Origin of the sequence: Halarchaeum rubridurum, assembly GCF_014647115.1 — an archaeon.
Taxonomy (GTDB): Archaea; Halobacteriota; Halobacteria; order Halobacteriales; family Halobacteriaceae; genus Halarchaeum; species Halarchaeum rubridurum.
Genome location: NZ_BMOO01000003.1, coordinates 25,313 through 51,619 on the forward strand (window position 1 = coordinate 25,313; position 26,307 = coordinate 51,619).

Genomic DNA, 26,307 nt, shown 5'->3' on the forward strand with positions numbered 1-26,307 from the left:
TTTGAGTGTCGGGATGAACCGGGACGAGCTGGGGTGCCGCGTCGCTCAGAGACCGAGGTCGAGGGGGAGCGCGCCCTTCGTGTACCCCTCGACGCGGCCGCTCGGGCGCACGCGGAAGACCGCCGCCGGGCGGTGCTGGACGTCCGGCTCCTCCGCGAGGAGCGCCCGCCAGTCGTCGTCGGGGAAGCTCGAACAGTCCACGAGGAGCGTCGCGCCGCCGCCGTGTTTCGCCAGCTGCCCGTCCGTCTTCGTCGCCACGGTGTCGCGGATCGCGGCCGCCGGCGTCCCCGCCGAGCGCTCGTTCACCGGGAGGGGGCGCGTCACCTCGACGAGGTGGGCGGCCGACTCCCCGGGTCGCTCCGCGCGGAAGTCGAGTGAGTGGCCGGTCGCCACCTCGATCTCCGGGGTGACGTCGTAGCCCGCCTCGTGGAGGAGCCACGCGGCGTCGAACTCGCCCATCGCCGCCGCGGTCCGCGTCAGGTCGAGGTACTCGGAGGTGCCGAGTTTCCCCGCCATCACGTGTCGGTACTCCTCAAGGATGCCGCTCTTCAGGAAGTCGTCGTAGAACGCCAGCGCGTCGTCACGGTTCGCGTCCGGGAACCCCGCGGCGTGCTCGCGGAAGAAGGTCCGCGAGGTCTCGCGGCCGTCCTTCGAGCAGAAGACCGGGAGGAAGAACCACGAGAGGTAGGTGTAGGGTTCGAGCCACGGGGCCTCGTCGTGGAGCCCCGCGAGGAGCTCGCGCTGCGCCCACCGCGAGACGTCGTGGGGGGCCTCGCCGAACCCCTCCTTTTCGGTTCGCCAGAGCGCGCTCGGCGTCTCCGTGTTCCCGAGCCAGTACGCGCCGCCCCCGTTTTCGGCGTAGGCGAAGAGCGCGACGTCGCCGTTGTCCATCTCGAAGCGCCGCGCCGCGTACCCGGAGGGCGCGCGGTACCACGGCGACGTCGCCGTCGCGCCGATGTTCGCGTCGAGGTCCGCCAGCAGTTCGTCGCGGACCCGCCCCGCGTTCCACGTTTCGGTCGAACACCTGAACCGGAGCGGTTGTGCCACGGGCGTCGGTAGTCGACCCGTCCGTTTACGTCTTCCGTCGCCCCGCCTCAGGCGGGCGCGAGCGGCCGATAGAGGATGTCGTCGCACTCCGGACAACGGAGGACGTCGTCGCCCTTGTGGTTCCCGCGCGCGCCGCGGGCGTCGCAGTCGGTGCACATCGGTGCCACATCGGCGTGGGGGGCGTCGCCGGGCATCGAGTAGGGAGAGGCGGGCGCGCCCCTTCTGCGTACCGGCCGTCCGAGGGCGATTCGCTTTTGCCGCCGACGCTCCCAGGCCGTTGCGTGCGCGACACCGCGAACGACCGCTGGCTCTACGCGTGGGCGGGTGCGAACGTCGCCGTCGGCGCGCTCTCGCTCCTCGTCCCGCTCTTCATCGTCGGCCTCGGCGGCACCGCCTTCGACCTCGGCGTCTGTTGGTTCGCCACCTCCGTCGCCATGGTGCCGGGCGCGCTCGGCGTCGGTGCGCTCGTCGACCGGACCGGCCGCCACCGGCCGTTCGCGCTCGCCGGCCTCGCCGGCATCGCGCTCGCCACGGCGGTCCTCCCGTTTCTCGACACCGTCGCGGCCGTGATTCTCGTCGACGCCGCCCTCTGGCTCTGCGTCGCCAGCGCCACGCCGGTGTTCACGACGCTCGTGTTGGCCGATGCGCCCGAACGCGAGTGGAACGGCCGCATCGCGCGCCTCAACCGCTACCAGGGGTACGGCTGGGCGGGCGGCCTCGTCCTCGGCGCGCTCTGGACGCGCCTCGCCGGCGGCGCGCTCGGCCCGCTCGCGTCGTCGTCGCTCGCCCTCCCGGGCGGCCTCAGCGTCGGGCCGCTCACCCTGCCCGTCCAGCGCTCGCTCTTCCTCGTCTGCGTCGCCCTCCTCGCCGGCGCGACGCTGGCGGCCGCGCGCTGGCTCCCCGCGAGCGACGCCGCGCCGAGCGCCGGGAAGCTCGCGCGCCGCCCGCGCCTCCTCGGAACCGCTCGCGGGGCGCTCAGCCCGCTCCTCCCCGGGCGGCTCGTCTCGCTCGCGCGGACGTCGAACCCCCGCGCGCTCCTCCGCGGCGTCCGTCGCCCCCTCGCCGTCTACCTCCTCGCCGTCTCCGTCTTCTTCGCGGGCTTCAGCGTCTTCAGCGCGCCCCTCCCGGACTTCCTCGCGGGCGTCGGCTTCGGCGACGACGCCGTCTACGCCCTCTACGTCGTCTCCAGCCTCTCCTCGGCCGCGTTCTACGCCGGCGCGGGCGCGCTCGCCGACCGCTACGACCTCCGTCGCCTCCAGACGGGCGCGCTCGGCTTCCGCGCGCTCGCCTTCCCCGCGGTCGCCGCCGCGGCCGCCGTCCTCGGCGCCCCTTCCCTCTCCAGCCTCCTCGGCGTCGCCGCGCTGAACGTCGTCGTCGGCCTCTCGTGGGCCGTCGTCGCCGTCACCGCGAACACGCTCGTCGCGCGCTACGCCGCCCCCGGCCGACGCGGCGCGGCCCTCGGCCTCTACACCGCGCTCTCCTCAGGTGCCGGCGGCGTCGGCGGCCTCGTCGGTGGCTGGCTCGCCGCCCGCACCGACTACCTCCTCACCTTCGGCGTCGCGGGCTGCCTCGTCGTCCTCGGCGGCGTCGTCGTCTTCGCGCTCGGGTGGCTCGCGGACACGAGCCGCGTCGCCGGCGCGGCCGGCGCGGCGGACGCCGACTGACTCGACATCGGGGATGGGCTTTTCTTCGCGCCCGACCACGGGACAGTATGGCACCGTACGGCCACTACGTCGACGGCGACTGGCGCACCGGAGCGAGAGCGGGAGCCGAGACCTTCGAGAGCCGCTCGCCGGCGACGCGCGAGTCCCTCGGCGAGTTCGCCCGTGGAACGCCCACGGACGTCGCGGACGCCGTCGCGGCCGCGGAGGCCGCCCGGGCCGAGTGGCGCGCGCTCTCCTACATCGACCGCGCGGAGTACCTCTGGGAGATATACCACGAACTGCGCGAGCGCCACGACGAACTCGGCGAAGTCGTCTCGCGGGAGTGCGGCAAGGAGATAAGCGAGGGGAGGGCGGACGTCACCGAGGCGTGGCACATGGTGGAGTGGGCGGCCGGGAACGCCCGCCACCCGCACGGCGACGTCGTCCCGAGCGAGATCGCCGCGAAGGACGCCTACATGCGCCGCAAACCCCGCGGCGTCGTGGGCTGTATCACGCCGTGGAACTTCCCCGTCGCCATCCCCTTCTGGCACATGGCGCTCGCGCTCGTCGAGGGCAACACCGTCGTGTGGAAGCCCGCCGAGCAGACCCCCTACTGCGCGCAGATAATCGCCGAGATGTTCGACGACACCGGCATCCCAGACGGCGTGTTCAACATGGTGCAGGGCTACGGCGACGCCGGGAACGCCATCGTCGAGAACGACGCCGTCGACACCGTCCTCTTCACGGGGAGCGCCGAGGTCGGGCACTCCATCGCGGAGAAACTCGGCGGCGTCCCGGGCCGCGACGTCGCCCTGGAGATGGGCGGGAAGAACGCCATCGTCGTCACCGAAAAGGCAGACCTCGACATCGCCGTCCACGCCGCCGTCATGAGCGCGTTCAAGACGACCGGCCAGCGCTGCGTCTCCGCCGAACGCCTCATCGTCCACGAGGACGTCTACGATGCGTTCGAGGCGCGTTTCGTCGACCTCGCGGCGGACGTCGCGGTCGGCGACCCCCTCGACGAGGAGACGTTCATGGGGCCGCTCGCCGACGCCGACCAGGTCGCAAAGTTCCGCGAGTACAACGAACTCGCCCGCGAGGAGGGCGTGGACGTCCTCGTCGACCGCGCCGACCTCGACGCCGACGAGGTCCCCGAGGGCCACGAGGACGGCTTCTGGGTCGGCCCCTTCGTCTACGAGACCGAGTACGACCCCGAACTGCGCTGTCTCCACGAGGAAGTCTTCGGCCCGCACGTCGCGCTCATCCCCTACGCCGGTGACGTCGCGGACGCCGTCGAGATACACAACGCCGTCGACTACGGCCTCGCCGGCGCGATAATCAGCGAGGACTACCGCCAGATAAACTACTACCGCGACCACGCCGAGGTCGGCCTCGCCTACGGCAACCTCCCCTGCATCGGCGCGGAGGTCCACCTCCCCTTCGGCGGCGTGAAGAAGTCCGGCCACGGCCCCGCGTCCGCCCGCGAGGCCATCGAGGCCGTCACCGAACGCACCGCGTGGACGCTCAACAATGCGACGGAGATCGAGATGGCTCAAGGCCTCTCCGCGACGCTCTCGACCGGCGACGAGGACGAAGACGTGGACGGGGACGTGGACGGGAACGGGGACGGGGACGAGTAAGCGAGGCGGGCCCGCTCAGGAGAGGACGGCGCGCGCGGCGAACACGAGGTTCTCGCGGCGCTCCGCGACGCGCCGGTAGAAGTACTGGAGCCACTTCCCGCCGTAGGGGACGTACTGCGCGACCTCGTACTCCGCGGCGAGCGCGAACTGCGTGTCCTCGCGGACGCCCATCAGCATCTGGAACTCGAAGGCCGTGTCGTGCTCGGCGGCGAGCGTCTTCGCGTGGTCGATCATCGCCGGGTCGTGGCTCCCGACCGCGATCTCGCCGTCGTCGTAGTGCGCGAAGAGGTAGTCGAGTCCCGCCCGGTACTGCTCGTTCACGGCCGCCTTCTCCGTGTACGCCACCGACTCCGGCTCGTCGTACGCGCCCTTCACGAGGCGCACCGCCGCGGGCACGTCCGCGAAGCGTTCGAGGTCCGCCGAAGTTCGCCGGAGGTTCGCCTGGAGCGCGACGCCGACCCCGCCCGGGTGCGCGTCCGCGGTGCCGACGACGGCGTCCAGCGTCGCATCCGTCGTCGTGTGGTCCTCCATGTCCACCCAGCAGAAGACGCCCCGCTCCGCCGCGGCGTCGACGATCCGCGCGAGGTTCTCCGCGAAGACGTCGTCGCCGACGCCCAAGCCGATCTGGCTCGGCTTCACGGAGATACGGGCGTCGAGGTCCGTCGTGGCGACGTCCGCGAGCAACGAGACGTAGGCGTCCGCGTCCGCGTCCGCCTCGCGCCGGTCGTGGTAGTGCTCGCCGAGGAGGTTCAGGATCGCGTTCACGCCGCCGTCGTCGAGGTCGGCGGCGTGCGCGAGCGCGGTCGCCGGCGACTCGCCCGCGACGAACCGGTCCGCGATGGGTGGAATCATACCTCACTCTTGGTCGCTCGCGGGCATAAACGCCACTCCGGATTCGGCCGCGACCTCGCCCGTGAAACGTGGAAAAACCGAGAGCCAAGGGAGGGATTTGAACCAAATGTTTAACAGCCAATCGGGTGTGTCGCTAGGCGCTCCATGCCCTCGGACCCACGAGACCAGATCGACCGCCTCCGAAGCCAGCTCGAAGACGGCGAGCGGGGTGGCTGTCCGGCCGACCGCGAACTCCTCCTCGAGTTCAGCGACGAGACCTTCCTCGTTCCCTCGAAGTGTGGCGACCACCGCCACCTGAAGACGCTCCGTCACGGTGTCCGCCTCAGCGAGGAGCCGGGCGTCGACCTCGTTGACGTCGTCGAGGACGAAGCGGCTGCGAAGGAAGCCGTCCGCTGGATTCACCGCACCTACGAGAACGAACACACGAACCAGGACTATCGGACGGCGCTCCGGACGGTCGGCCGTCGCGCGACGGCCGGCGATGAGGTCCCCGGCCCTTTGGCGTGGGTTCCGACTGGGACGTCGAATGATTTCGACCCCGTCCCGTCGGAGCGCGACCTGCTCGACCGCGAGCAGGACGTCCAGCCGATGATCGAGGCTGCGCAGAATCCGCGGGACGCCGCGCTCATCGCCGTCCAGTTCGAGGCAGGCCTCCGTGGTGGGGAGCTCTATGATCTGCGTGTCGGCGACGTCTTCGACGGCGACCACGCGGTCGGCCTGCACGTCGACGGGAAGCAGGGTGAGCGCTCCGTCCACCTCATCGAGTCCGTCAGCTACCTCCAGCGGTGGCTGCAGGCGCATCCTGGACGTGAGGATGACGCCTACCTGTGGACGAAGCTCGGCACGGCCGAGCGCGTCTCCTACCAGATGCTCTTGAAGATCTTCCGCGAGGTCGCGGGCCGTGTCGGCATCTCGAAGGAGGTGACGCCGACGAACTTCCGGAAGTCGAACACGCGCTGGCTCCTCCAGGTCGGGTTTGAGACGCCGCGCATCGAGGATCGGCAGGGGCGGAAGCGCGGATCGGAGCAGACCGCGCGGTATCTCGCCCGGTTCGGTGACGAGTCCACTGAGGTGGCGTTCGCGAAGGCGATGGGGCGCGACGTCGACGGGGAGGGCGACGACGAGTTCGGACCGATCGTCTGCCATCGCTGCGACCGGGAGACGCCGCGCCACGAGGACTTCTGCGTGTGGTGTAACGCCGCCCTCGATCATGATGCCGCAGCGCGTGTCGACGAGCTTGAGGACGACATGTTCGCGGACGCCGCGGACGCCGATGGTCGGGAGCTCGACGACCTGCAGGAGGCGCGCCGCCTCCTCCGCGAGCATCCGGCGTTGAAGCGCGCGCTCCTCGGGGAGTAGCTCACGCATCACGACCACCGCCGTCTTCGGTGCGATTGAGCGCGTTCTGGGCGTACTTCGAGACTCGGAGATCGGTGTTGGCGAGTCGCTCGAAGAGCTCGCGGTGCTCCTCGATGACGTCGTCCGGGTCGTCGGGCTCTGCGTCATCGATCAGGCCTCGCTGGTGGTCTATGCTCACTGCTGGGTCACCTGGTTGTGGACGTAGTCGCGGGTGGTCTGCGGGCGGTCCTGGATGTCGATGACGGTGCGGATGAAGCCGTAGTCGGCGAGGAGGACGACGCCCGCACCAGGGTGGTAGCGGGCGTATGTCTGGTTCTCGGCGGGCGGGTAGTCGACAGGCGTCGCTTCGCGCCAGATGGCGCGGAGGTTATCTTCGTCGTAGGGTGGGTGGGCGCGAGCTCGCAGCCGCTGCTCGGCGTGTGGCACGATGGCTTGCGCGTCGGCCTGCCGGTAGGCGTTCGGGCTGGCGGCCATCACCGGCTCCCTCCCTGGGTGTGTCGGCCGGTCATAGTGCATGCACCCGTTCAAGTGCTCGTGCGGTGTTCTTCCCTGATTTCGAGAGGTAGTGTTTCGCGGTTTCGAGCTTGCTCCAGCCCATGAAGGCTTTGAGCGGGATGATGTCGAGGCCGTTATCTGCCAGTGTGGTTGCGGCGGTTGCTCGGAGTGCGTGTGGGTAGCAGTGGTCGGCATCAACTTCGGCGGCGTGTTCGGCTGCGGCGGTGACGCGGCGGTTGACGACCGCGCGGGAGAACGGCCACTCGTCGTGCCGGTTGAAGAACCGCTCGATGGCGAGTGTCGCGCGAGGGTTATGTCCGAAGGGGACTTCGCGGGCGGATGCGACGGTCTTCGGACTCCACATTCGGGCTTCCGCGTCGGCTTGACTGAGGTCGTCGTTTGCGTCCGCGGCCTGCGCGCTCTGCGCGCGACAGTATCCGCAGACGCCACCATCCATGCCTTTCTGGCAGGGTTCGTGGACGGGGATTTCGATCATCTGCCGTCGGAAGTCGACCCAGTCGCGTTGGATGTGCGCGATCTCGCCGGCGCGAAGTCCGAGGCGGCCGGCGACGAGAATTACGAACCGTGTGTCCTGTGCGTGGCTGTCGGGCAGCTCGCGCGCGCCCTCTAAGAGAAGTTGGAACTGGCGGCTGCGCAGTGCATCTTCACGCGAGTATCGGTGGGTTTCAGCGTTCGTGATCGCCATCTACTCCCCACCCCCATCGCGTTCAGCGTCCGCAGAGACTTCGCTATCGTCTGGTTGGCAGATGCCGCACAGTCCGTCCCCCATCAGCGTGACTTCGCGGCCACAGAGGTCACAGACGGATGGGTCGGTGGCGCGTTCGAGCGCGTCAAGTGCCTGCACGACCGTTCCGTGCCGCTCCTCACCGCTGAGGTAGCCCCAGTCGCGTTCGGCCGATTCGAGGTACTCCTTCGCTTCTTCTACGGGTTCGATGTCGTCACTCACCTTCACCACCTCGGTCGGTGTCCGCAGAGACTTCACCCGTGATGACTGAGAGGGCGCAGTCCTCAGAACACGGATATTCTCGGGAGATATTGACGACAACCCCGTCGTCAGTCCGGTCAGCCTTGTCCAACGACATAACGGCGTCGCGGCATCGTATTGCGTCCCCGCAACCGGGGCACCTCACCCGGTCGTTCTGTATCTCTGTCTCAAGCGGTTCAAACGGAGACTGTTCAGTATCGCTCATGCACTCCACCTCCGGCCACTGTCAGGGAGCACGATGGGGTCGACGTCGCGCGCCTCCCGGCACGCCTCACAGAGACACTGTCTCCCAGAGGAGGTTTGGCAGGGCCACACGCGGTCGCGTGGCTGTGGCTCGCTGCACCCGTCGCAGAGCCACGTGTCCTCTCCCGGCCACTCGCCAGACGGCATCACGCGCCACCTCCGAAGAAGACGCGGCTGACCCCCCTCTCGCCGCATGCCGGACACTCGTCTGCCGGGTCTCCCCATCGCAGCACAGAGCAGGAGATGCACATGAATCCACTGTCGATCTCGATCTCGCCGTGATAGATGTCGACGTCACAGCCGAACTCGTCGTGCGCTTCAGCGACGTCGCCAGCCTCCTCGAGGTCGGCTGCGCCGTCGGTGAGCTCGCCGCACTGCTGGCAGACAGCGACGTAGCCGGTCATAGTGCCTCACCTCGGTAGTCGTCGCGGGCGTCGTGTCGTGCGAGGAAGGTCTGCCAGAGGCCGTCGCTGGCGGCGTCCGCGCATGCTTGGCAGGGGAGGCGGCCGGCGCGGAGGTCGCGCTCGCCGCGACACCAGGGGTCGTCGTGCTGGCAGGTCTCGCCGTCATCGGCGAGGAACGCCTTGAGGGCGCGTTTCGGGCCGGCGCGCCCCGCGTTCCCTTCTGGGGTCTCCGTGGGTTTGTCGGTGCAGCGTCCGCACTTCTGGTAGTGTCCGTCGGGGATCGCGCTCGTGGGCTTCTCGGCGAGGTTCTTCGCCTGTTGGGCGGCCGGGCACTCCGGGTCCCAGTGTTCGGTGTTCGTCGAGCGCTTCGTCGCAACGTGGAGCGTCTCCGGCCGCGACGACGGCGTCGAGGCGGCCGCCATCACGCGTCACCCCCCTCGTCGATAACGCTATCCCAGTCGACGGTCGCGATGTAGCCGTCCGCGTCGTCTGGGTGGATGTCGTCTTCGAGCGCTTCGGTGAGTTTGAGCGCGCGATCCTGCAGGTCGACCAGAATCTTGTCTGCATCCTCGTCAGGGCCGGAGACGACGATGTCGATCTCATAGTCGCCGTGGCCGAGACCCGAGACGCTGATTTCGACCATCACGCGTCACCCCCTTCGTCGGTGCAGAGCTGGCATTTCGGGTAGTACCCCTGGGGGATCGTCGTGGCGGGCTTCGTCGCGACGTTCTCAACACGCGCGAGCGCTTGGCAGCTCCGGTCCCAGTGCTCGGTCTTTGTCGCGTGCCGCGCCGTGTTCACGTGCACTTCGTCGGGCCGCGTCGACGGCGTGTCGGCCGCCGCCATCAGACGTCACCCCCTTCGAGGGCTTCAGCGGCACACTCGAGGTCGCAGTAGTAGTCCGTCTGACTGACGGCGATGCCGTCGGGGTCGAACTTGTGCATCACGACCTCGTCGAGACGGTCGTCTTCGACGGCGTCGTCGGGGAAGTCCGGGAACTCGCGGCCGCACGACTGGCAGATGAGCGCCATCACGCGTCACCCCCTTCGTCGGCGGCGGGCGTGCAGCGCTTGCAGAACTCGTAGTAGCCCTCGGGGACGGTCGCGGCGTCGCGCGCCGCCGGTGTCGACGTCGACTTGAACGCCGGGCAATCCTCGTCCCAGTGTTCGCGCTTCTTCACCGACCCGGTCGGCACGTAAATCGTCGCCGGCCGCGCGTCCGCTTCCTTAACCGGCTGGCCCGCGTCCGACCCAGTAGGGCTCCCCGGCCCTGTCCGATCCTTACTCGCTGCGCTCGCTGAGTCAGACAGCTCGCGCTCTTCGTGGTGGGTCTCCGCGTCGATACGCGCGGCCTCGGTAGCCGCAGGCTTCCGCGTCGTATGGGCCCTATTCTTAAGAGGCCCGTCGATGTTGTCTCGCATGGCTTCTGAAATACCCCTGTGTGGGAGTAGGAAGCCACGTCCGGGGTGCCTCTAACACCCCGGGCACTCCTTACCGCGGAGCGGGACCTGGCTTCCACCAAATCAATAGTCAGCCGCTACCTTAGTTCTTGCCCACCCAACGGGTACCTGTGGGAGCCTCTAACCCCTCTACAGGGGTGGTAGGGGGTACTACTATTACCCTACAGCCCCCTTATATGGCACATCGGTGGTTCTATGAGCGCGACACACCCATCGGGTAGCAAGATGCGGCAGAGCGCCGACTGGATGACGAAGGCCGACGAGCGCATCCTCGAAGTCATCCGTGAGGAGGGGAACATGACCCCCCAGGCACTCTCCCGCGAAGGCACGACGCCGCGCATCGACATCACCCGAAAGTACGCCGGGCGCCGGTGCCGGAAACTCGCGAAGGCCGGGCTTCTCCGCAAGATCGACCGGGGGCTCTTCGGCATCACGGAGCGTGGAGTCGCCTTCCTTGACGAGGAGTTCGACGCCAGGGAGCTCCCCGACCCCGACACCGACGCCGAGTAGCCGAGTCACGGCCGAGTGACAGTAACGCCACGCCGGAGTTCCTCCTCGACATGCTGGAAGACGTCCTCGAGCCACGCCGGCGGCTCCATCTCCTTCTTCACGAGCCGCTCACCGCCGCGCGAGAACCACTGGTCGCCCCCATGCACGAGCTTGATCCGCCGCCCACGCTCACCATCCGCGATCACGGTGACGTCGACGCCGCGCTCCTCCTCGCGAACTTCGTAGCCGAGGCGATGCAGGTCCACGCGCATCGCGATCTCGCGAACACGACTCGCCTCCCGCCGAGAGTGCTGCTTCGTAGCCATCGCACCCGGACCGACGACCGCCTATGTAAAAAGTGGGGGTTGTAGTTCCGAAAAACGCGGGCTATCTGCGCACGATCTCGCACGCCAGATAAGCTGCGACGCCACAAGCCGCGCCAAACGCGAAGGGGGCGAGTGCGATCGGGACGTTATCGCGGAAGGACGGGTTCGCCATTACGTAGAGCAGTAGGACTATCGCCGCGATCACGATGCCGCCAGCACCGACGTTGATCGAGAAAGATCGGGTTGACCTTTCGTGGCGGCTCATGCGTCACACATTGTGTGACGGGTATATCAGGCTATCGTAACACAGGTGATAGTATTATAAGTCGGGGCAGATATGTGTGGGGTATGTCGATTGGTGGCGATGGTGTGCTCTCCTCTGCAACCAGCACGTTTGATCTCTATGACTTCTTCAGTATGCTCCTCCCGGGCGTCGCATTTTTGATCGGGATGTTCCCATTCGCCCCAAGCGAAATGCCCCTTGGTACATTCGAAACTCTACTCGTACTCATCGTCGTGGGCTACATCCTCGGCCGGGCAATCCACAGCGCCGCTGAGAGCCTGGACCCCCACCTCGGGGAGCCAAGCCACCGGGCTGAATTTGACCGTCTCATCAGGACCCGTAGTCCATCTGAAATATCCGAAGAGACGCTCGATGCGTACTACACAGCTGCACAGGAGCAATTCGACTACATGGACCTCCCCGATGATCGAACGGACGTTGAGGATGGCGACCTTAAGACGCTATACGTCCACACACGAGCCCTGATCCACCGCGATGGGCAAGGCCGGTCGCGGACCTTCCAGGCGATCTACGCGTTCTATCGGAGCGTCACCCTCGTCGCTGTACTCCTCGCAGTGGTATACTTCATCTACGGGATGGGGAGGTACTTCGGGGCGTGGGTTGTGATCGGAGCCTACACGTCTCACCTCGGGGCACTACAGCTTCCCTTCGCGTTCTTCCAGCTGGGGGCTGAAGCTGCGACTATGTTGACGTACCTGACGTTTCACGACGCGAAGGGAGACTACCGGACCTACTTCCTCCAGTACCTGATCGTTGACTTCTTGATCATCCTCGGTATCCGAGAAGGGGTCAGACCTCCGGCTCAGTAGTAACCACGAGCGGCGGCTCGACGTCGCGGTCGACGACACGATACTCGGTACCCCGCCGTTTACCCTCGCGTTCGACGAGGTCGTACGCCTCAAGCTTCTGGATTTTGTACCGGCGATCCCGCCGGCTGATCGGCTGGACCGGAAGGCCGGAGTAGAGCCGGTCGTCGGCGCGCTCGTAGCGATCATGGAGCCGGCCACCCCGAACCCACTCGTCGCCGAACTGATAGAGCACGGCGTAGAGCACCTGGTGGTGGGTCGGCAGCGACGCGAGGTTGCTGCGGCGGATCGCCGTCCGTGCGCGCGCGTAGCAATCCGCGACGTCCAGGTCGTGAATATGGGGGTGGTCGCGCTCCTGTGCGAGTTCGGCCGCGGCGCGCAGGCTCTGGATTCCGTCGCGGGCAACACCTGCGACTTCGTCCGCAATCGTGTGGAGCTGGTCGGAGGTCACGGCACCAAAGCGGAGGCCGACGCGCGCCCGCGCTTCAAGGATGTCCGCGAGTTCGGTCGTGCCGTACCGGTCGAGTCCGAGATGGGTCATGGCGGCGTGGTCGTAGCCGTCGGGGGCGCGTGCGAGCCACTCGTCGGGGTCGTGGACGATGACGACGACGGACACGAGGCCGATCCCGCGGAGGTGGTCGAGGATGTTGGTTTCGTGGAGATCGTCGGCCTCGTCGAGGACGACGATGCAGGGGCGGTCGGCTGCGACCTGGAGGATTTCGACGAGGTCGGGGAGGGGTTCGTTCCCGGCAAGGTGGACGCCAGCATGGTGTTGGTGGAGGATCGTGCGGAGGATGTCTCCAGCGGTCGCGCCCATGGTGTCGACGACTGCGCTATCGACGTCGGCGTGCTCGTCGAGACGGCGGAGGGCGCAGCGCGCGAGCGCGGTTTTGCCGACGCCGCTCGGGCCGTGGATGAGGACGTCTTCGGCGCGGTCGCCGTTTGTGGCTGGCTGGAAGGCTTGTGCGAGGGTGGTCATGGCGCCTTCGCGGTGTTCGAGCGACCGTGGGAGGTGGCCGTCTTCGAAGACGTGCGGCGCCGTGATCATGTCACCTCGCACCGACAAGTCCAGGGTATAAAAGAATGGGCTGTAGTTCCGAAACCCACCCCAGGAACACCTGCAATCTGGGGGGCCGCGGGGGTCGAGTGGAAACAGGGGGGTTCCGCGGAGGGGTTAGTCCGCGCGTCGCGCGGCGGACCGGTGCCAGCCGGCGAGCTGGCAGGACTCGTCGTGGACGATTTCGAAGACGTCCTCGTCGAGGTTGCCGCACGAGCAGAAGAACGCGACCGTCTCGCCCTCGTGGAGGCCGACCTCCCCCGTCTCCGATGACTTCCCTTCGGTCTCGCCGTACTCGACGATGGTGATCGTGTGCGTCGGGGAGAGCTCGGGCGTCGGGGTCGTCTCGTCGACGACGGGCTCGAGGTCGTCGTAGAATTGGCGGCCGTGCTCGCCGGCGAGCCGGCAGTCTGCTTGGTGCCATATCTGGGTGAGCGTCTCGTCAGCCTGGAAGCAGTGGGGGCAGAGGTAGCCGACGACTTCGTCGATGAAGTGCTCGGTTGTGCCGGGCTCAGTGACGACGAGGCGCTGGATCGGCGTGCCGTCGAGGTCCTCGCGGACGACCTTCATCGCCGCGCCTCCACCGAGTCGGCGTCGAGCTGCTCGGGGTGGCGTTGGAGCCACTCGCGCGCTTCGAAACGCCCCTCGCGTGCCTCCGCGCGGGTCCAGTGGCCTTCGCGGACCCACTCGCCGGCGTCCTCAAGAACGCGCCGGCAGGCGTCGGCGACCGTCTCCTCGAGGCGGACGCCGACGAGGCCGTCGACAGTCTGCCATGCGTTCCAGAGTTCCGCGAGCCCCGGGGCGTCGTCGCCGGCGCGGAGTTCGCGGAGGTCGGCGGCGGCTTCCGCGCGGACCGCGACGTCGACGAGCGCCCCGAGCTGGTCGTCCTCCAGGACGGCGTCCACGACCACGCGGCGCATCACGCCCGCGGAGAAGTCCTCGCCAGCTTCGAAGGCGAGGTCTTGGACGCGTCGGTCGGTCTTCTTCGCCTCCATCACCCTGCCTCCTCGTCGAGCTTCTTCCGGAGGACGACGTCGAGGCGGACGTCCGGGACGCGGCGGGCGCCGCGAATCATCTCGACGCGCCGAACGTGCGCGCAGCCCTCAGGCGGGTCGTTGTACTGCATGTCCTCGCAGTCACAGACCGCGGCGTCGGGATCGACCGTCCGCGCGACGCCCTCGGAGTTGTAGACCGTCCAGAAGCCGTCGCCGTCCGGTTCGACGGCGACCATCGCGTCCTGGGCGGCACGGAGGTCGCGCTTCCCGTAGACGGCGCGGGCGAGTTCTGTGTTCGAAATCGCCATCAGTCCTCGGCCTCCTCGTGGATCGCCGCAGTGCGCTCAAGCCGGCCGCGGGGGTAGGCGTAGCGATTCTGCGGCGTGAGGTCGGTGTCGCTCCGACTCGGGAAGACGACTTCGACGACGTCGTCGTCCGCGGGGTAGTCGGGGTTGACGTCCGCGACGGTCGTGCCGTCCGCGTCGATCTCGTGACCGCTCGCGTCCCCTACGGGGACGCGAGCGGCAAGCATCGTTGCCGGGGTCTCGCCTTCGTCGTCGCGGTCCTGGACGTGGTCGCCGACGTGGAGCTGCGGCCGGCCGCCGTCCGTGGCGAGCGTGCTGAGCGGATCGTCTTCGAAGACGCGCTCGCGGACGTCCGGGTGGGCGCGGAGCCACGCGGCGGCCTCGCGCGTCGCGGCCGCGACGTCCGCGGCGTCCTCGAAGCCCTCCGCGACCCAGGTATCGCCGTCCGCGAGGACGACGCCGGCGCGGGCCGCGCAGAGTTCTCTGACGCGGTCGCGGGCCTGTCGGTGGAGATCGGGGAGGGGCTCGCCGGCCGTGCGTCCCTGATCTCCAGCGCCGCGCAGCGTCTCCCGGCGTTCGTCGCGGACGTCCTCGAGGGACGCGATGGCGTCCTCCAGGGTGGCGAGCTGCGAGTCTTCCAGGACGTCGTCGTGGACGCCGTCGGCGAGGACGCGATGTCGGAACTCGCTGGGTGCCGTCGACGTGTGGTCGCTGCGGATGCGGCGTGCCGCCCGCGGGTGGATGTCCTGACCGCGCATCACGCATCGGCCTCCTCGGTGTCGCGCTGCTGGTAGACGACCGCGTCGTCTTCGGGGACGTGGAGGACGTCGTAGGACTGCATCAGTTCCCACCCTCGCTGAGCCGCGGTTCGTCGTCGCGCACGGCGACCGAGGCGGCGAACGATTCGGGGCCGCCGCGGCGGACGATGCGCGGGACGACGAGGAACCCCTCGCCGAACCCGTCGGCCATGACGGGGAGGCCGGGATAGTCCATCCGGCCGTCCGGGGCCTCGGCGTGCTGGCTCCAGATGTGGATCGTCTCGGCGTGCGCCTCGATGAGGCTCGCGTCGTAGACGCGCTCGACGCGATCGCCCGTCTCGGGGTCTTCGTAGAGGACGTGGATCTGGTTGCGTTCGTCGGCGTTGGCACGCGAGCCGCTGACGCGCTTGGTGACGAAGGCGTAGGTGTGGCAGAGCTTGATCGCGTGGAACCGCGTCTCGCCGTCGCGGACGGGTTCGTGGCTGCCCCACTCTGCCCACGTCGCGGGGACATCGTAGAGGGTGCGATCCAGCTGCTGTACCGTCGCGTCGGAATCGTTATCCGGTCTGCGTGGTGTTGTGTGCATGGGTTTGCGTGGTGCAGACCCGAGGTCCGGCGCTGGTACGCCGGGCCACTTCACTTCTGAAGTAGCGTTCCTCGGTGCCTACTCTACAGTATACTTCCCGTGTCTATAAAACTTACGTCGTAAGCTCACTTCGGGGGCTTCCGTAGTAAGGCTTACAACGCGGGCGCGCATCAATAGCCTTGTGAGCCTCACAACCGAACCCGGAGGCATGCTCACCGACGCAGACCTCCGCGACCTCGACCGCGAACTACTCGACTACCTCGACGAGGGGCGCATCACGCCGGTATACGCCCAGCGCCGCCTCGAGGAGGACAACGTCGGCGACTACTCCCGCGGGTACGTCCAGCAACGCCTCGCCCGGCTCGAAGAACACGACCACGCCGCGAACCTGCTCGGCGTCGGACTCTACGAACTCGTGGACGACCCTCGCGAGGACGATGGTGGCGATGTCTGAGGAGTTCGACACGCGAGTCACGGGCGAGGACGTCGTGCGTGACGACGACCGCGACGTCGCGCGGCTGAAGACGAAACACTACGGCGGCAGGCATCGCTACTGGGTGGTTATCGACGTCGACGACGGCAGCGCGTCGTTCTCGCGCGTGTCACCCATCCTTCCGGATGGGCGGAACGCGAAAGCGACGAAGAAGATCGACCTCTTCGACACGACCGAGGTCAAACTCGCCGACGTCGAGAAGGTCTGCGCGCTCCTCGCGGCCGCCGGCGAGTACGCCCGCGACGTCCACGACCTCGACGTCAACCGTGCACTCTGGCTGGACGGCTCTCACGCAGAGATCGGGAGTAAGTAGAACGCATACGAGTCTCTATTCGCCGGCGGGCGTCTTCTGCGGGACGTGTCTGCGCCGGTGGTAGAGGTAGACCGGGAGGCCGAGGATGATCAGACTGCCGTATAAGTACCACTTGCTCGGCCGCCAGACACCCATGATGCGGAGCGTCCGCATGTCGAGATAGACGCCTGCGACCGCGATGAGTATGAATACCGTGCCCACCCCGTAGAATATCTGGTAGGGGAGGCTGCCTTCAGGAAATAGAGACCCAAGGAGCGCGCCCATGAACCCGACAGCGCCACAGACCGCAATGATTTTGGGGTAGTTGACGCCGACGTCAGACGGATGATCGGCCTGCTGGATTCGGCGTCGTGCCTCCTCGGACGCCGACCGCTCACCGGCGGACTCCCCCGACCCACCTGCCTCGGTGTCGATCTCCCCGCCGCCGAGGTCGGCGTACTGCTCAACGAGGTCGTAGGCGTCGAGGTCGTCGACGAGCTGGACGAGATCATCGCCATCGACGAGCTTCACGTTCAGGTCGCTGGCGCGCGCTTCGGCCTGTGACGTCACGGCGCCGGTCGTGACGATCACGACCTGGTCGACGCCGTCCTCCTGGTGTTTCAGGCTCGCGTACTGCTGGATGTCCGGCCCGCCGACGGTCGTGTTCTCGCCGTAGCGTTTCGCCTGAATCAACGCCTTCTGCTGGAAGGGCGTCTCCTTGGTCGCGCGGACGTCGACGCCGGCGTCGGCGGACTGCTGCTCGACCTCCGTCGTCCACCCCTGCCGGCTCCAGAGGTCCGCGACGAAGTGCTCGAAATCCCAGTCGTCCATCCCTTGGAGGCGCTTCTTCAACGCCGCCGCGGAGAGGGACGCAGCACGAGTCGACATACCCGCAATCTGTCACCGTCGGTGATAAAACTACGCGGCAAGGCGGCGATAGCCTCTACATAACCGCCGCCCGGAAGCGCGTCCAGCACTGGGTGCCACACGACCGGTGCCGGTTTTTCGCTCCAGAAGACCCCGGCGGCCTACGCGAGAACCCGTGCGTAGAACGCCTTGACGCTCCAGCCGAGCGTCACGACGGCGGCGAAGGACGTGATGAAAACCCCGGCCAAGCCGGTTAAACCGGGCTGGCGGGTGAGGGCGGCGAAGTCAGGAAGGTTCCCGACGACACCCGGAAGTGGAACGCTGGCGATGGTGGCGAGATTCACGATCAGGCTTCCCGAGTTCGGGAAGAGCACTCCGATGACTATCGCGGCTCCGACGACCGGCGCGATCTTCTTCAAGATCGCTCGTCTGTCGACCATAGCTGGCCATCACACTCCACTCTGATAAGCGTGCAGCGTGAGAGCGCGGCCACGAAGCGCTCCGTCCGTTCAGAGACGGTCGAGGATCGCGAGGAGGAGGTAGTAGAGGACTTTCAGCCCGGGCTTCCCGTCGAGCGCGCCCTCGTCAACGAGCGCCTGGGCGTCCGCGACGTAGTCCGCATCGGAGTCGACAGGACCGACGTGGACGCGGTCGCCGTCGCGCTCGACGTGCCCCGGCGGCCCACCAGCGTGCGGTGGCGCGGGGACGTCCTTCGGCGGGCCGCCCCCGCTGTTCCCCGGCCCACTACCTCCCTGTCCAGGAGTCATGCACTGACCACCTCGATTTCGACGACGTCGCTTTGCTCGGCCGGATGCTCCGCCAGGTCGGTTGCCTGGACGCGGATGGTCGAGCCCGCCGACGCGGTCGTCGTCACGTCGAGCGACCCCGTCCCACCCGTGAGGGAGACGGACTGCGCCACGCCGTCGACGGTGACGGTCGCCTCGCCGCCGGCATCGAGGACGTCCGCGTCGCTGGGGTCGGTCCCCCGCGCGACCTGGAGGCCGTCCACGACCGCGACCTGGAGCGTCTCGGTCGCGCTCCCGTCGTTCGGGAGCTGGCCGTCGTCCGATGTCGTGAGATGGAGGACTCGGAAGGGTGTCGACTGGTGGATTGTCGCGGTTTGCACGTCTGTCGTGATGACTTCATCAATCCAGTCGCCATTCCTGCGGTATTTTCGGCTCATTAGTCAAGGACGTAGAACAGACTGTATTTGTGAGTCGACATGTTGCTCGCCCCCACGTAAGGGTCAAGCTCGCCATCAAATCTCACGCAGAAAGAGGCCGAACTCGACGAATGAGTGTTTGCTGGGATGTCGTCTCTGAAATATTGCGCGTAACTCCCATCTATTGTGAGTCCGCAGTCGAGGTATCCCGCAGCATCTGTGGTTGTGCCGCTCACGGAGAGACCGAGCGCGAATCCCGATCCGCTGATGGTGGCCGAGGAGTCTGCGACGAGCGGTGTCTTGCTCGACCAGTCGACCGAGTCCTCGGGGACGGCGCGCGACGAGACGGCCGCGTCGACGTTCCCTCCCGGGAACGCCTGCCCGTCGGAGAGGATGTCGCTTTCTGCGAGGTCGTTGAGCGCCGAGATCGCCTTATCGAGACGCTGCGCTCGCGTCGCCGTCCACTCCGACGGGTCTGGCGAGTCGTCCGGAACTGCCCGTGTGGAGACGTCCGCGTCAAGATGCCCCTGCGGGTCGGGGTCGTCGTGACTGGAGCGCGACGACACGCTCGCATCAACGTTCGCCCCCGGGAAGGGGTGGCCGTCGGAGAGGATGTCGTCCTGCGCGAGCGACGGGATAGCGACCCACTCGAGGCCGCTTCCGACGTCCGCGTAGAGCTTTGTGCGGACGCCTTCGTCCGCGGATTGGTCGAACCATGATTCACCTGCTCGGGGGTTGGTCGGAGGGTCGGACTGTACGTAGTCGAACCCGCCGACGAGTTTCTTGAGTCCCATTAGTCTGTGACGTAGAAGTGCTGGCCGCCGGCGCGGTCGTAGACAACCGTGCCGGACGGGAGGCTGGTGCTCGCCGCGTCCGCGGCGGCCTCGTCCGGGTAGGTGAGCGTGCCGTCGCCGGCGACGAGCGCCCACTGGCCGCTTATCGAGTCCGCGGCCGTGTCGACCTCGGCGACCTTCAGCGCTGAGGCGGCCGGCGGGTCGCCGGTCGTGTTCACGACGAGCTCGGGCTGGTCGTCCTCACTCCAGTTCGCGTCGACGAAGAGATGGTTCGTCGCACCGTCCGTGAGCGCGACGTCCGTCCGCGCGTCGAGATGCGCGACGACGAGGACGTGATCACGGCCGGCGCTCCGCTGCGTGCCGTCGTCCTCCGTCCACTCCGCGGTCGCCGCATCAAGGACGTGCGCCGTCTTCCCCGCCGCGATGTCCACGGTCGGACCCGCGCTGTCGTAGCCGGAGAGCGCGAGCCCGGAGACGAGGCGAGGGACGGGGAGCGTTCCGGCGAGCGCGCCGACGTTCTCCGCCGCGTTCGCGTCCCCGGACTGAATCAGGGTGTAGTCAGCCATTCAGAATCACCGCGAGGGGTCGTGCGGGATGGTGAACTCCTCGGTGTGGCCGGCCTCGACGGTCACCGGCTCGAACTCGTCGATGGTGAGGAGCGTCCCGCCAGCCTCGGGGTCGCCGTCGTAGACGGCCATCTCGCTGATCGCGGTGCCGCCCGCGACTTCGGTGCCGCCCTTCACGCGGATGACGACCTCGAAGCCGCCGGTGTCGGTTGTCTCGACGAGCTCGACGTTCGCGTTCGACGCCGCTGCGCCATAGGCCGGGCTCGCAAGTGCCGTTGCGTCTGTCGCTTCGTTCTGGCCGGTCCCGAGCGCGACGTACGCGACCGCGTTACGGACGAGGTCGCCGCGCGCTTCGAGACCGACGTCTGGAATCGTGGTCATGAGTGTGTGAGTGGGTGGTTAGCTGAAGGAGGAGTCGCCGTCGAACGCGTTGGTGCCGAACGTCCCGCTGCTGTCGACCGTCGTCGGTTCCGTATCGTCGACGGCGTAGTGTGTCACTGCATCCGGGAGTCCAGTTCCGCCACGCGCGACGGCTGCCTCGGCGCTGTACTGGACGGCGGCGGTCGGGAGGTCGTAGTGGATCGGGTCGCGTCGCGCGACGACACTCGGGTCCGCGAGGTCGGCGAGCGCGTGGACGGTGCCTGTTCGATGCGCCTGCCAGTCGCGGAGGACGACTTCGTACTCGAGGCTCTGGAAGTCCTCGATGAGCGCGACGTCGTCCTGGTCGGCGAGGACGCCGGCCGCGATAGCGAGGCGGAGGCCGGGCGGCGTCCCACGGCCGTTGAACGCACCCACGAGACTGAGGAGATAGCTCCGATAGGGGCCGTCGTCGCGGCCTCGGCGGCGGCCCAGCTGGCCGAAGCCCTTCCCGAGCTCGTCGAGCGCCCGGCCGTCCGCCTGCGTGATCTTGAGGCTCTTCGCGACCGCCTCAAGGTCGCCGGCGTACCGTTCCAGCTCGTCCTGGTGGGCGGTGATCCAGGCCGCGAAGTCCGACTCCCCAGAGAGGAGGAACGGACTCGGGAGACGCCCCGGGAGGTCGCCGTCCTGGACGTCGACCACTTAGACCACCGCCGTGACCGTCCCGGGCTCGGCGATTGCCTGGTCGGCGACCGCGCGGTCATCCGAGACCGTCCCACTCGAGTCGGAGACGGTGAGCGAGTCAATCGAATCGATATCGCCGTCCGCGTTCATCACGTTCTGGATCAGCTTGTCGCGGATGACGTCCTCGCCGAGACCGAGTCCGGCGAGGTACTGCGTGACCGCGGCCTCGACGGCGTCCGTGTCGACGCCTGTCCCAGCGAGGTCGACGTCGACGTCGATAGTGACGAGCGTCGGTCGCACGAGCGTGTGCTCAACCGCACTTGGCCGGAGCTCGTCGATTGCGGCCTGGACCTCACTATCCGACGGCCCCCCGTTCACGATCACGTCGGCGTTCGGTGGGGATGCGTTCCGGTGCTCGTCGACGATGACGTCACCGAGGTCAACGCCGTCGAAGCGGGAGGCGAGCCCGCCCTCGATGCCGCCGGTCGTGCCGCCGCCGGAGTTCTGAACGATGGCCGCCTGGGCGCGCTCGCGGAACTCCGCGTTCGTTTCGGGGTTCTCCCCGCCCGTGGTCGCGGTCGGGTTCGTGACGCCTTCGACCCCCGGCGGCGGGCTCGGCATCGTCTGGATCGTCCCCGATCCGACGTTGTGGTCGGCGCCACGCGCGAGCGCTTGGATCGGCGCCGTGACGGTCGTCGCGCCGGCGTCGGGCGTGACGTCCGCGGTCGTTTCGAACGCGAGTGCGTCCGGCGGGTCAGTTGTGACGCGGAAGCCCGCGTCGACAGTCGTCGTCTCACTCGCGGTCGTGATCTGGATGGTGCCCGTCGCGTACGTCCCGGGGTCGCGCGTCACCGAGTTGCGAGCGGCGAGCGCGTCCAGGTCCGCGTCCTCCATCAGCGAGTTCAGGAGGTCGAGGTCGACGACGTCCGGGTCGATCCCGAGGTCGGTGAGGTCGTCCTCGGTGATGGGGCCGCCGGCGTACGCGATCCAGCCGGAGAGCTGGACGGCGAGTTTCGCGTGCTCGAGGGCGCGGAACGCACCGGCGAAGCCGTCGTCGGTGAGCGCGCGCTCCGGCGAGTTCGGGGAGAAGTTCGTGATGTCCGCGTCCGACTCACGGATACGGTCGCGGACGGCCTCGTACACCTGCTGCTGGGTCTGTGGGGCTTGTGGCATCTAGTGTCACCTACTGCGTGAAGACGTACTGGCCGCGCTCGCCGGTCGTGGCGGTGAGCGCGACGTCGATCTCGACGGTGTCGGGGGCGGGCTCGCGGACGTCCAGCTGGTCAATGGACTGGACACGGTCCTCGCCCGAAACGAGGTCGCGGACGTCGATCTCGACGTCCTTGCGCGCGTCGACCGTACCGAGCTGGCCGATTTCGAGGTCGCGTTCCAGGGCGAACGCGAGGTCACGGCCGAGGCAGTCGATCCCGGAGACGGTGCCGATGCTGCCGGCGACGAGCTCGAAGTCCCAGTCGGACTCGAACGCGAGCCCCGTCCCGAGCGCGTCAGCGGCGTCCATCACTCGACCTCCGTCTGCGTCCCGGACTCGTTCGGCGTCGTCGACGTCGTCGTGGAGCTATCCGAGAGCGTGACGTCGTGCGTATGGTTCTGACGGGCGACCGGCGCCGCAGTTCCACCCTCGTCGATGACGACCTGGCCGCCCGCAGAGATCGTGACATCGCCGTCCGTCTCGATCCGGACGGCGCCGCCAGCGTCGAGTTCGACGCGCGCGGATGGGTCGTCGAGGTCGCCCGGCTTCTTCGCGAGCCGCGCCCACGATCCGTCTCCAGCGACCTCCGCGTAGAGCTCGCCGCGGCGGATGCGGACGTCACCCTCTTCGCCGAGGGGGGCGCGATCCGCGTCAGCGTCGCCGTAGACGGCAGGCATCGCCACCGGACCCGTATCGGAGCCCATGACGAGTACGAGATCGTTGACGCTCGGGACCGCGACGGCGCCGGTCGCCGGCTGCTGGATCGGGATCTGTCGGTGCTCGCCGTCGACGTCGCCGCCGGGTGGCACCGCGACGTTCACCTCGTGGTTCGACGTATCCGCCTCGTCTGTATGCGTCCAGACCTTCCGGACGCGGCCGACGCGTGGGATGTTCAGCGCTTCCCGGAGTTCGCCGAGCAAGCGGCCGCGTTCGTTCGGCTCCAGCGCCCCGAGGACGTCGTCAGTCACGACGATCCCTCGGCGAGGACGCCGCCACACGTGACGGTCGTACGGAAGCCATCCTGGCTGGTGAGCCGATGCGTGATCCCCGAGACGAGGTACGTCTGCGTGTCGATTGCATCCGGCACACTGAGCGTGTCGAACGGTCGGATCGACGCGCGCCCCGGGAGCGTGATCGACCCGGTCGCGCGCTGCCGCTTGAGCTCTTCAAGGATCGACTGTGCTGCGTTCTCGGCCATCGCTTGTGTTCTGATTCCATCATCGTGGTAGTCGAAGCGAGGCGTGCCGTCGCCAGCGGTCGCGACGAGTGACTCGGAGGAGATGAGGCACATCGCGTCCGCGCCCTTCTGCGACGCTGGGGACGCGCCGGTCACGCGCACGGACTGGTAGGGCATCGACCGGTCGCCCGGCGCCGCGTCGACGACCGCCGACTCGTCGTGCGCTGTCGACATCTCGGCGATGGTCGTCGTGACGTGGACGGTGCCGTCCGCGGCGACGTACCAGACGCCACCGCCCCACGTGGCGACCTTCTCGAGAACGCGGTCGCAACGCGTCCCCGTGAACTCGACGGACGTCCGCTCCACGGGAAGACTGATTGAGACGTCGTCGACGCCGGCTTCCTCAAGCGCACGCGCCGCGATATCGACGAGCGTCGCCTGCTGGAACGACTGGGTGAGCGTTGTCCGTTTCAGCTCGTAGATCGGATCATGTGCGATCACGTGATACCAGCCGGATCGGGACTCCGCCGAGGAGATCGTCCCGGTGAAGATCCGCTCGCCGGTGACCGAGCACGTGATTCGGGATCCGGTCTCGGGCTTCGTGTCTTGGAGGAGGGAGACTTCGAGTTCAGCGCTCGTGTTCCAGCGATCCTGCGTCAGTGTGAGCCCGTACGGCGACTGCGTCCCGGGGAGGGACTCGCCGCCGAGCACGATCGGTGCCGTCTCACCGCCGACGTCAGCTGCGCCGTAGATCGGTCGACTCATGCTTCTTGCAGGTCGACACGGAACGTGTACCAGCGGCCGTCCTCATCCACCCCGCTCCCACGCGAGTCATCAACGGACTCTACCAGGACGCGCCCACTCCACTTTGGATGCCGGAGAACTGTCTCTTCGCCGAGGAGGTCGTAGAGCTGTTCAACCTCGTCCTCGTAGCAGTCCCCGCGAAGTGTGAACGTTCGCGGCGAGTGCGAGAGAACCTGCGTTTCGGCCGTTGTCTCGCTGGTACCTTCGTCGGTCGGGAGGACGTCGAGCGTCGCGGTCTTGACGTCTTGACTCCCGTCAAGGACAGGGTACGCAAACTCGAACTGAGTAGAGCCGAGACGGGCAGTAACACGATCATCTGGTGGCATTATGTGTATGCTGTCTGCAAGATCCTCGCCCAGGGCGGGGTCATCGGAGGAAGGAAGGAGGTTAGTCGTCAGCCGATACAGCCGTATCCGGGCAGAGACGAAGGTCAGAGATTGCGCTCTGCCCTTCGGTGGCACGGCCGGCACAGCGCGACGAGATTCGATAAGTCGTTTCCTGCCTCGTGGTCAATTGTGTCGCCGGCTCGGAACTCCCGAAGCGGGGTACGGTGATGGACATCGAGCCCTCGCCCAGCCTCTGCACGATACGTGGGAGCGGTGATACCACACTCTTGGCAGCGGTACTGGTCTCGGCGAAGCGCCCGCTCACGTTGACGGAGCCAGTTTGAGCCGTAATTCAGGGAGCCACCCCCGGTCCAATTCCAGCTATCCTCACCGGAGAACTCGTTGGACATCCACTGCCCACTGCAGTCGTTTGAACAGAAGCGCCGGCTGTCTTCTTCGTGAGGGTCTACCTGGACTGCAGCCCCACAGACTTCACATTGCACATTCACCTTTCCCCCCTTCCAATGAGGGTGGTTGGGGCCGGTTTTGTTCTCTGACTGCCAGTTGATGGAGCAGGTCTTAGAGCAGAACCGCCTGTGCTGCTGACTTCGCGGCACGTGGAACTCGTCGCTGCATTGGTCGCAGGTGAGCTGCACCTGTTTGTTCTTACAGTCAAGTGAGCAGTACCGCGTCTTTTCGGCGCGGGCAGGGACGACATCGTACTCATTACCACACTCGTGGCACGTACTGGTCACACGGTTGCGATCTGGAGCGTTACCTTCGCCCGCACACTGCCGGCTGCAGTATATCTGGTTGTTATAGTCTGTGTCCCGGGCCTCGAATACCTCGCCGCAGTTCTGACATTCCCGTTCCACACTCCCCTTCCAGTGCACGGAGTTATCCTCGGAAAGGTTCTCAGATTGCCACGCAGCTAAACATACCTTGTCGCAGAATCGTCGACCGTTGCTCCGCGAGGGTTTGGCTCGAAATGCCTCTCCGCACTGTGCGCACTCGGTTTCCACCCCGGCGATGCTTTCGTCGTGGGTCTTTGCGTGGTGCAGTTTCTTCCCCCGGGAGCTGGCGAAGTCGTCGCGCCCGCACGTCGGACAGGTCGTGTCCTCGGCGTCGGTGGTGTCGTCAGTCGTGCTCATCGTGATCCTTACAGACGACGTCGCGGAGTTCTTCGAGCAGGCCGGGGTGGTGTTCTTCGAGGGTTTCGACGTCGTCAACGAGCTCGTCGTTGATGCGGTTGCGGACTTCGGAGATCGCCTGGTAGACCTTGCGGTCCTCGACGTCCTCTTCGCCGGCGATGCGTGCGCGTTCGGTTTCGGTCATGAGGGCGCGGGTTCGCGCCATGTTGGTAGGCATATTTGACTACCTCGTACTCAGTAGTACCGCTTCCAACACCGTAAAGGTGCGCATATTCACGTACTACGCAAATACACATACCTTTATGGTGGTTGCCTCCATAGACTGTAGTAAGAAGGCTGCCGCTCATCGGGAATCTGCTCCGGCAGAAACCCGGGTGCTGGAACACCCGAGTGGTGGGCTTCTTGCACCGAAAACCCATGTCGACTAACGCATCGGCCGCACTTAAGACCGCGGCCAACGACGACATCGAATCGGCCTACACCTACCATATCGAGCCCGCCACGCAGGGCGGCTGTCGGTATGTCCGCTGCGAGACGTGTGGTGCAGAGTGCGTTCCCGCGACGCCCGCCCGCCTCACCCACCGCCCCGGCTGCACGGAGGCGGACGCATGATGTACGACGAACTCCACATCCCCAGCGACGACGCCGTC

The 26,307-nt window shown here is 67.2% G+C and carries 45 protein-coding genes; 8 read left to right on the top strand and 37 right to left on the bottom strand.

Annotated features, from left to right (window positions below; genetic code table 11):
* Positions 1 to 45 precede the first annotated feature (45 nt).
* Both IEX84_RS06265 and IEX84_RS06270 read right to left on the bottom strand, forming a co-directional pair.
* Entirely contained in the window at positions 46 to 1,047 is a 1,002-nt protein-coding gene (locus tag IEX84_RS06265) for a DUF5784 family protein (RefSeq protein WP_188870997.1), read from the bottom strand.
* A 47-nt stretch (positions 1,048 to 1,094) separates the two neighbouring features.
* On the bottom strand, positions 1,095 to 1,241 hold the full coding sequence (locus IEX84_RS06270) for a hypothetical protein (protein WP_188870999.1): 147 nt from the start codon (positions 1,239 to 1,241) through the stop codon (positions 1,095 to 1,097).
* 87 nt (positions 1,242 to 1,328) lie between these two features.
* On the opposite strand from IEX84_RS06270, the gene IEX84_RS06275 reads away from it, so the two are divergent.
* Together IEX84_RS06275 and IEX84_RS06280 are read left to right on the top strand one after the other, a co-directional pair.
* On the top strand, positions 1,329 to 2,711 hold the full coding sequence (locus IEX84_RS06275) for an MFS transporter (RefSeq protein WP_188871001.1): 1,383 nt from the start codon (positions 1,329 to 1,331) through the stop codon (positions 2,709 to 2,711).
* Positions 2,712 to 2,758: 47 nt separating this feature from the next.
* Positions 2,759 to 4,330, top strand: coding sequence for an aldehyde dehydrogenase family protein (locus tag IEX84_RS06280; RefSeq protein WP_188871003.1), 1,572 nt, complete (start codon positions 2,759 to 2,761; stop codon positions 4,328 to 4,330).
* A 15-nt stretch (positions 4,331 to 4,345) separates the two neighbouring features.
* Here the strand turns inward: IEX84_RS06280 and IEX84_RS06285 are convergent, their stop codons facing one another.
* The gene (locus IEX84_RS06285; protein WP_188871005.1) at positions 4,346 to 5,182 is read right to left on the bottom strand and encodes a proline dehydrogenase family protein; all 837 of its coding nucleotides are present in this window, start codon (positions 5,180 to 5,182) and stop codon (positions 4,346 to 4,348) included.
* Between the two features lie 144 nt (positions 5,183 to 5,326).
* On the opposite strand from IEX84_RS06285, the gene IEX84_RS06290 reads away from it, so the two are divergent.
* Positions 5,327 to 6,541 (top strand): tyrosine-type recombinase/integrase, encoded by a 1,215-nt coding sequence (locus IEX84_RS06290; RefSeq protein WP_188871007.1) that lies wholly within the window; start codon positions 5,327 to 5,329, stop codon positions 6,539 to 6,541.
* A 1-nt stretch (position 6,542) separates the two neighbouring features.
* Here the strand turns inward: IEX84_RS06290 and IEX84_RS06295 are convergent, their stop codons facing one another.
* The 11 genes from IEX84_RS06295 to IEX84_RS06345 form a co-directional block, all read right to left on the bottom strand.
* Complete coding sequence (locus tag IEX84_RS06295) at positions 6,543 to 6,719, bottom strand: hypothetical protein (protein WP_188871009.1); 177 nt, start codon at positions 6,717 to 6,719, stop codon at positions 6,543 to 6,545.
* On the bottom strand, positions 6,716 to 7,015 hold the full coding sequence (locus IEX84_RS06300) for a hypothetical protein (protein WP_188871011.1): 300 nt from the start codon (positions 7,013 to 7,015) through the stop codon (positions 6,716 to 6,718). The genes IEX84_RS06295 and IEX84_RS06300 overlap by 4 nt, the downstream gene beginning before the upstream one ends.
* A gap of 31 nt (positions 7,016 to 7,046) precedes the next feature.
* Positions 7,047 to 7,742 (bottom strand): site-specific integrase, encoded by a 696-nt coding sequence (locus tag IEX84_RS06305; protein ID WP_188871013.1) that lies wholly within the window; start codon positions 7,740 to 7,742, stop codon positions 7,047 to 7,049.
* Positions 7,743 to 8,003: a hypothetical protein gene (locus tag IEX84_RS06310; protein ID WP_188871015.1), complete on the bottom strand. Its 261-nt coding sequence runs from the start codon at positions 8,001 to 8,003 to the stop codon at positions 7,743 to 7,745.
* Positions 7,996 to 8,247: a hypothetical protein gene (locus tag IEX84_RS06315; RefSeq protein WP_188871017.1), complete on the bottom strand. Its 252-nt coding sequence runs from the start codon at positions 8,245 to 8,247 to the stop codon at positions 7,996 to 7,998. The genes IEX84_RS06310 and IEX84_RS06315 overlap by 8 nt, the downstream gene beginning before the upstream one ends.
* 184 nt (positions 8,248 to 8,431) lie before the next feature.
* The gene (locus IEX84_RS06320) at positions 8,432 to 8,689 is read right to left on the bottom strand and encodes a hypothetical protein (protein ID WP_188871019.1); all 258 of its coding nucleotides are present in this window, start codon (positions 8,687 to 8,689) and stop codon (positions 8,432 to 8,434) included.
* Positions 8,686 to 9,111 carry a hypothetical protein gene (locus tag IEX84_RS06325; RefSeq protein ID WP_188871020.1) on the bottom strand — a complete coding sequence of 142 codons (426 nt, stop codon included), beginning with the start codon at positions 9,109 to 9,111 and terminating at the stop codon, positions 8,686 to 8,688. The genes IEX84_RS06320 and IEX84_RS06325 overlap by 4 nt, the downstream gene beginning before the upstream one ends.
* Entirely contained in the window at positions 9,111 to 9,332 is a 222-nt protein-coding gene (locus IEX84_RS06330; RefSeq protein ID WP_188871023.1) for a hypothetical protein, read from the bottom strand. The genes IEX84_RS06325 and IEX84_RS06330 overlap by 1 nt, the downstream gene beginning before the upstream one ends.
* Positions 9,332 to 9,535, bottom strand: coding sequence for a hypothetical protein (locus tag IEX84_RS06335; RefSeq protein ID WP_188871025.1), 204 nt, complete (start codon positions 9,533 to 9,535; stop codon positions 9,332 to 9,334). The genes IEX84_RS06330 and IEX84_RS06335 overlap by 1 nt, the downstream gene beginning before the upstream one ends.
* Positions 9,535 to 9,720 (bottom strand): hypothetical protein, encoded by a 186-nt coding sequence (locus tag IEX84_RS06340; protein WP_188871027.1) that lies wholly within the window; start codon positions 9,718 to 9,720, stop codon positions 9,535 to 9,537. The genes IEX84_RS06335 and IEX84_RS06340 overlap by 1 nt, the downstream gene beginning before the upstream one ends.
* Positions 9,720 to 9,884, bottom strand: coding sequence for a hypothetical protein (locus IEX84_RS06345; protein ID WP_188871029.1), 165 nt, complete (start codon positions 9,882 to 9,884; stop codon positions 9,720 to 9,722). The genes IEX84_RS06340 and IEX84_RS06345 overlap by 1 nt, the downstream gene beginning before the upstream one ends.
* Positions 9,885 to 10,343: 459 nt before the next feature.
* Between IEX84_RS06345 and IEX84_RS06350 the strand changes: the two genes are divergently transcribed.
* Positions 10,344 to 10,658 (top strand): winged helix-turn-helix domain-containing protein, encoded by a 315-nt coding sequence (locus tag IEX84_RS06350; protein WP_229732327.1) that lies wholly within the window; start codon positions 10,344 to 10,346, stop codon positions 10,656 to 10,658.
* 5 nt (positions 10,659 to 10,663) lie between these two features.
* On the opposite strand, the gene IEX84_RS06355 is transcribed toward IEX84_RS06350, so the two are convergent.
* Together IEX84_RS06355 and IEX84_RS06360 are read right to left on the bottom strand one after the other, a co-directional pair.
* Positions 10,664 to 10,963, bottom strand: a complete 300-nt coding sequence (locus IEX84_RS06355; protein WP_188871031.1) for a hypothetical protein — start codon at positions 10,961 to 10,963, stop codon at positions 10,664 to 10,666.
* A 61-nt stretch (positions 10,964 to 11,024) separates the two neighbouring features.
* A complete protein-coding gene (locus IEX84_RS06360; RefSeq protein ID WP_188871033.1) occupies positions 11,025 to 11,228 on the bottom strand; it encodes a hypothetical protein in 204 nt (67 codons plus the stop codon).
* Between the two features lie 83 nt (positions 11,229 to 11,311).
* Between IEX84_RS06360 and IEX84_RS06365 the strand changes: the two genes are divergently transcribed.
* Entirely contained in the window at positions 11,312 to 12,076 is a 765-nt protein-coding gene (locus IEX84_RS06365) for a hypothetical protein (protein ID WP_188871035.1), read from the top strand.
* On the opposite strand, the gene IEX84_RS06370 is transcribed toward IEX84_RS06365, so the two are convergent.
* From IEX84_RS06370 to IEX84_RS06395, 6 genes are all read right to left on the bottom strand, one after another.
* Complete coding sequence (locus IEX84_RS06370) at positions 12,057 to 13,121, bottom strand: Cdc6/Cdc18 family protein (protein ID WP_188871037.1); 1,065 nt, start codon at positions 13,119 to 13,121, stop codon at positions 12,057 to 12,059. The two genes, IEX84_RS06365 and IEX84_RS06370, sit on opposite strands and share 20 nt — an antisense overlap.
* Positions 13,122 to 13,247: 126 nt before the next feature.
* Positions 13,248 to 13,700, bottom strand: coding sequence for a hypothetical protein (locus tag IEX84_RS06375; protein ID WP_188871039.1), 453 nt, complete (start codon positions 13,698 to 13,700; stop codon positions 13,248 to 13,250).
* Positions 13,697 to 14,125 (bottom strand): hypothetical protein, encoded by a 429-nt coding sequence (locus tag IEX84_RS06380; protein WP_188871041.1) that lies wholly within the window; start codon positions 14,123 to 14,125, stop codon positions 13,697 to 13,699. The genes IEX84_RS06375 and IEX84_RS06380 overlap by 4 nt, the downstream gene beginning before the upstream one ends.
* Positions 14,125 to 14,433, bottom strand: coding sequence for a hypothetical protein (locus IEX84_RS06385; RefSeq protein WP_188871043.1), 309 nt, complete (start codon positions 14,431 to 14,433; stop codon positions 14,125 to 14,127). Before IEX84_RS06385 ends, IEX84_RS06380 begins: the two co-directional genes overlap by 1 nt.
* Positions 14,433 to 15,188 carry a hypothetical protein gene (locus IEX84_RS06390; protein ID WP_188871046.1) on the bottom strand — a complete coding sequence of 252 codons (756 nt, stop codon included), beginning with the start codon at positions 15,186 to 15,188 and terminating at the stop codon, positions 14,433 to 14,435. The genes IEX84_RS06385 and IEX84_RS06390 overlap by 1 nt, the downstream gene beginning before the upstream one ends.
* 82 nt (positions 15,189 to 15,270) lie before the next feature.
* Positions 15,271 to 15,774 (bottom strand): hypothetical protein, encoded by a 504-nt coding sequence (locus IEX84_RS06395; RefSeq protein ID WP_188871048.1) that lies wholly within the window; start codon positions 15,772 to 15,774, stop codon positions 15,271 to 15,273.
* A gap of 208 nt (positions 15,775 to 15,982) precedes the next feature.
* On the opposite strand from IEX84_RS06395, the gene IEX84_RS06400 reads away from it, so the two are divergent.
* The gene (locus IEX84_RS06400) at positions 15,983 to 16,228 is read left to right on the top strand and encodes a hypothetical protein (protein WP_188871050.1); all 246 of its coding nucleotides are present in this window, start codon (positions 15,983 to 15,985) and stop codon (positions 16,226 to 16,228) included.
* A complete protein-coding gene (locus IEX84_RS06405; RefSeq protein WP_188871052.1) occupies positions 16,221 to 16,580 on the top strand; it encodes a hypothetical protein in 360 nt (119 codons plus the stop codon). The genes IEX84_RS06400 and IEX84_RS06405 overlap by 8 nt, the downstream gene beginning before the upstream one ends.
* Before the next feature lie 15 nt (positions 16,581 to 16,595).
* On the opposite strand, the gene IEX84_RS06410 is transcribed toward IEX84_RS06405, so the two are convergent.
* The 15 genes from IEX84_RS06410 to IEX84_RS06480 form a co-directional block, all read right to left on the bottom strand.
* Positions 16,596 to 17,447 carry a restriction endonuclease gene (locus tag IEX84_RS06410; protein ID WP_188871054.1) on the bottom strand — a complete coding sequence of 284 codons (852 nt, stop codon included), beginning with the start codon at positions 17,445 to 17,447 and terminating at the stop codon, positions 16,596 to 16,598.
* A 140-nt stretch (positions 17,448 to 17,587) separates the two neighbouring features.
* Positions 17,588 to 17,866, bottom strand: coding sequence for a hypothetical protein (locus tag IEX84_RS06415; RefSeq protein WP_188871056.1), 279 nt, complete (start codon positions 17,864 to 17,866; stop codon positions 17,588 to 17,590).
* Between the two features lie 69 nt (positions 17,867 to 17,935).
* A complete protein-coding gene (locus IEX84_RS06420) occupies positions 17,936 to 18,193 on the bottom strand; it encodes a hypothetical protein (RefSeq protein ID WP_188871058.1) in 258 nt (85 codons plus the stop codon).
* Positions 18,190 to 18,552: a hypothetical protein gene (locus tag IEX84_RS06425; RefSeq protein ID WP_188871060.1), complete on the bottom strand. Its 363-nt coding sequence runs from the start codon at positions 18,550 to 18,552 to the stop codon at positions 18,190 to 18,192. Before IEX84_RS06425 ends, IEX84_RS06420 begins: the two co-directional genes overlap by 4 nt.
* Positions 18,553 to 18,608: 56 nt before the next feature.
* Complete coding sequence (locus tag IEX84_RS06430) at positions 18,609 to 19,382, bottom strand: hypothetical protein (protein WP_188871062.1); 774 nt, start codon at positions 19,380 to 19,382, stop codon at positions 18,609 to 18,611.
* Positions 19,382 to 19,948: a hypothetical protein gene (locus tag IEX84_RS06435; RefSeq protein ID WP_188871064.1), complete on the bottom strand. Its 567-nt coding sequence runs from the start codon at positions 19,946 to 19,948 to the stop codon at positions 19,382 to 19,384. Before IEX84_RS06435 ends, IEX84_RS06430 begins: the two co-directional genes overlap by 1 nt.
* Before the next feature lie 6 nt (positions 19,949 to 19,954).
* Positions 19,955 to 20,329, bottom strand: coding sequence for a hypothetical protein (locus IEX84_RS06440; RefSeq protein WP_188871066.1), 375 nt, complete (start codon positions 20,327 to 20,329; stop codon positions 19,955 to 19,957).
* 18 nt (positions 20,330 to 20,347) lie between these two features.
* The gene (locus IEX84_RS06445) at positions 20,348 to 21,007 is read right to left on the bottom strand and encodes a hypothetical protein (RefSeq protein WP_188871068.1); all 660 of its coding nucleotides are present in this window, start codon (positions 21,005 to 21,007) and stop codon (positions 20,348 to 20,350) included.
* Entirely contained in the window at positions 21,008 to 22,162 is a 1,155-nt protein-coding gene (locus tag IEX84_RS06450; protein WP_188871070.1) for a baseplate J/gp47 family protein, read from the bottom strand.
* 10 nt (positions 22,163 to 22,172) lie between these two features.
* Complete coding sequence (locus IEX84_RS06455; protein ID WP_188871072.1) at positions 22,173 to 22,508, bottom strand: hypothetical protein; 336 nt, start codon at positions 22,506 to 22,508, stop codon at positions 22,173 to 22,175.
* On the bottom strand, positions 22,508 to 23,167 hold the full coding sequence (locus IEX84_RS06460; RefSeq protein WP_188871074.1) for a hypothetical protein: 660 nt from the start codon (positions 23,165 to 23,167) through the stop codon (positions 22,508 to 22,510). Before IEX84_RS06460 ends, IEX84_RS06455 begins: the two co-directional genes overlap by 1 nt.
* The gene (locus tag IEX84_RS06465; RefSeq protein WP_188871076.1) at positions 23,164 to 24,141 is read right to left on the bottom strand and encodes a contractile injection system protein, VgrG/Pvc8 family; all 978 of its coding nucleotides are present in this window, start codon (positions 24,139 to 24,141) and stop codon (positions 23,164 to 23,166) included. The genes IEX84_RS06460 and IEX84_RS06465 overlap by 4 nt, the downstream gene beginning before the upstream one ends.
* Complete coding sequence (locus tag IEX84_RS06470) at positions 24,138 to 24,641, bottom strand: hypothetical protein (protein WP_188871078.1); 504 nt, start codon at positions 24,639 to 24,641, stop codon at positions 24,138 to 24,140. The genes IEX84_RS06465 and IEX84_RS06470 overlap by 4 nt, the downstream gene beginning before the upstream one ends.
* Positions 24,611 to 25,657 (bottom strand): HNH endonuclease, encoded by a 1,047-nt coding sequence (locus IEX84_RS14885; RefSeq protein WP_188871080.1) that lies wholly within the window; start codon positions 25,655 to 25,657, stop codon positions 24,611 to 24,613. Before IEX84_RS14885 ends, IEX84_RS06470 begins: the two co-directional genes overlap by 31 nt.
* Entirely contained in the window at positions 25,644 to 25,862 is a 219-nt protein-coding gene (locus IEX84_RS06480) for a hypothetical protein (protein ID WP_188871938.1), read from the bottom strand. Before IEX84_RS06480 ends, IEX84_RS14885 begins: the two co-directional genes overlap by 14 nt.
* Before the next feature lie 212 nt (positions 25,863 to 26,074).
* On the opposite strand from IEX84_RS06480, the gene IEX84_RS06485 reads away from it, so the two are divergent.
* Complete coding sequence (locus IEX84_RS06485) at positions 26,075 to 26,269, top strand: hypothetical protein (protein ID WP_188871082.1); 195 nt, start codon at positions 26,075 to 26,077, stop codon at positions 26,267 to 26,269.
* Positions 26,270 to 26,307 lie beyond the last annotated feature (38 nt).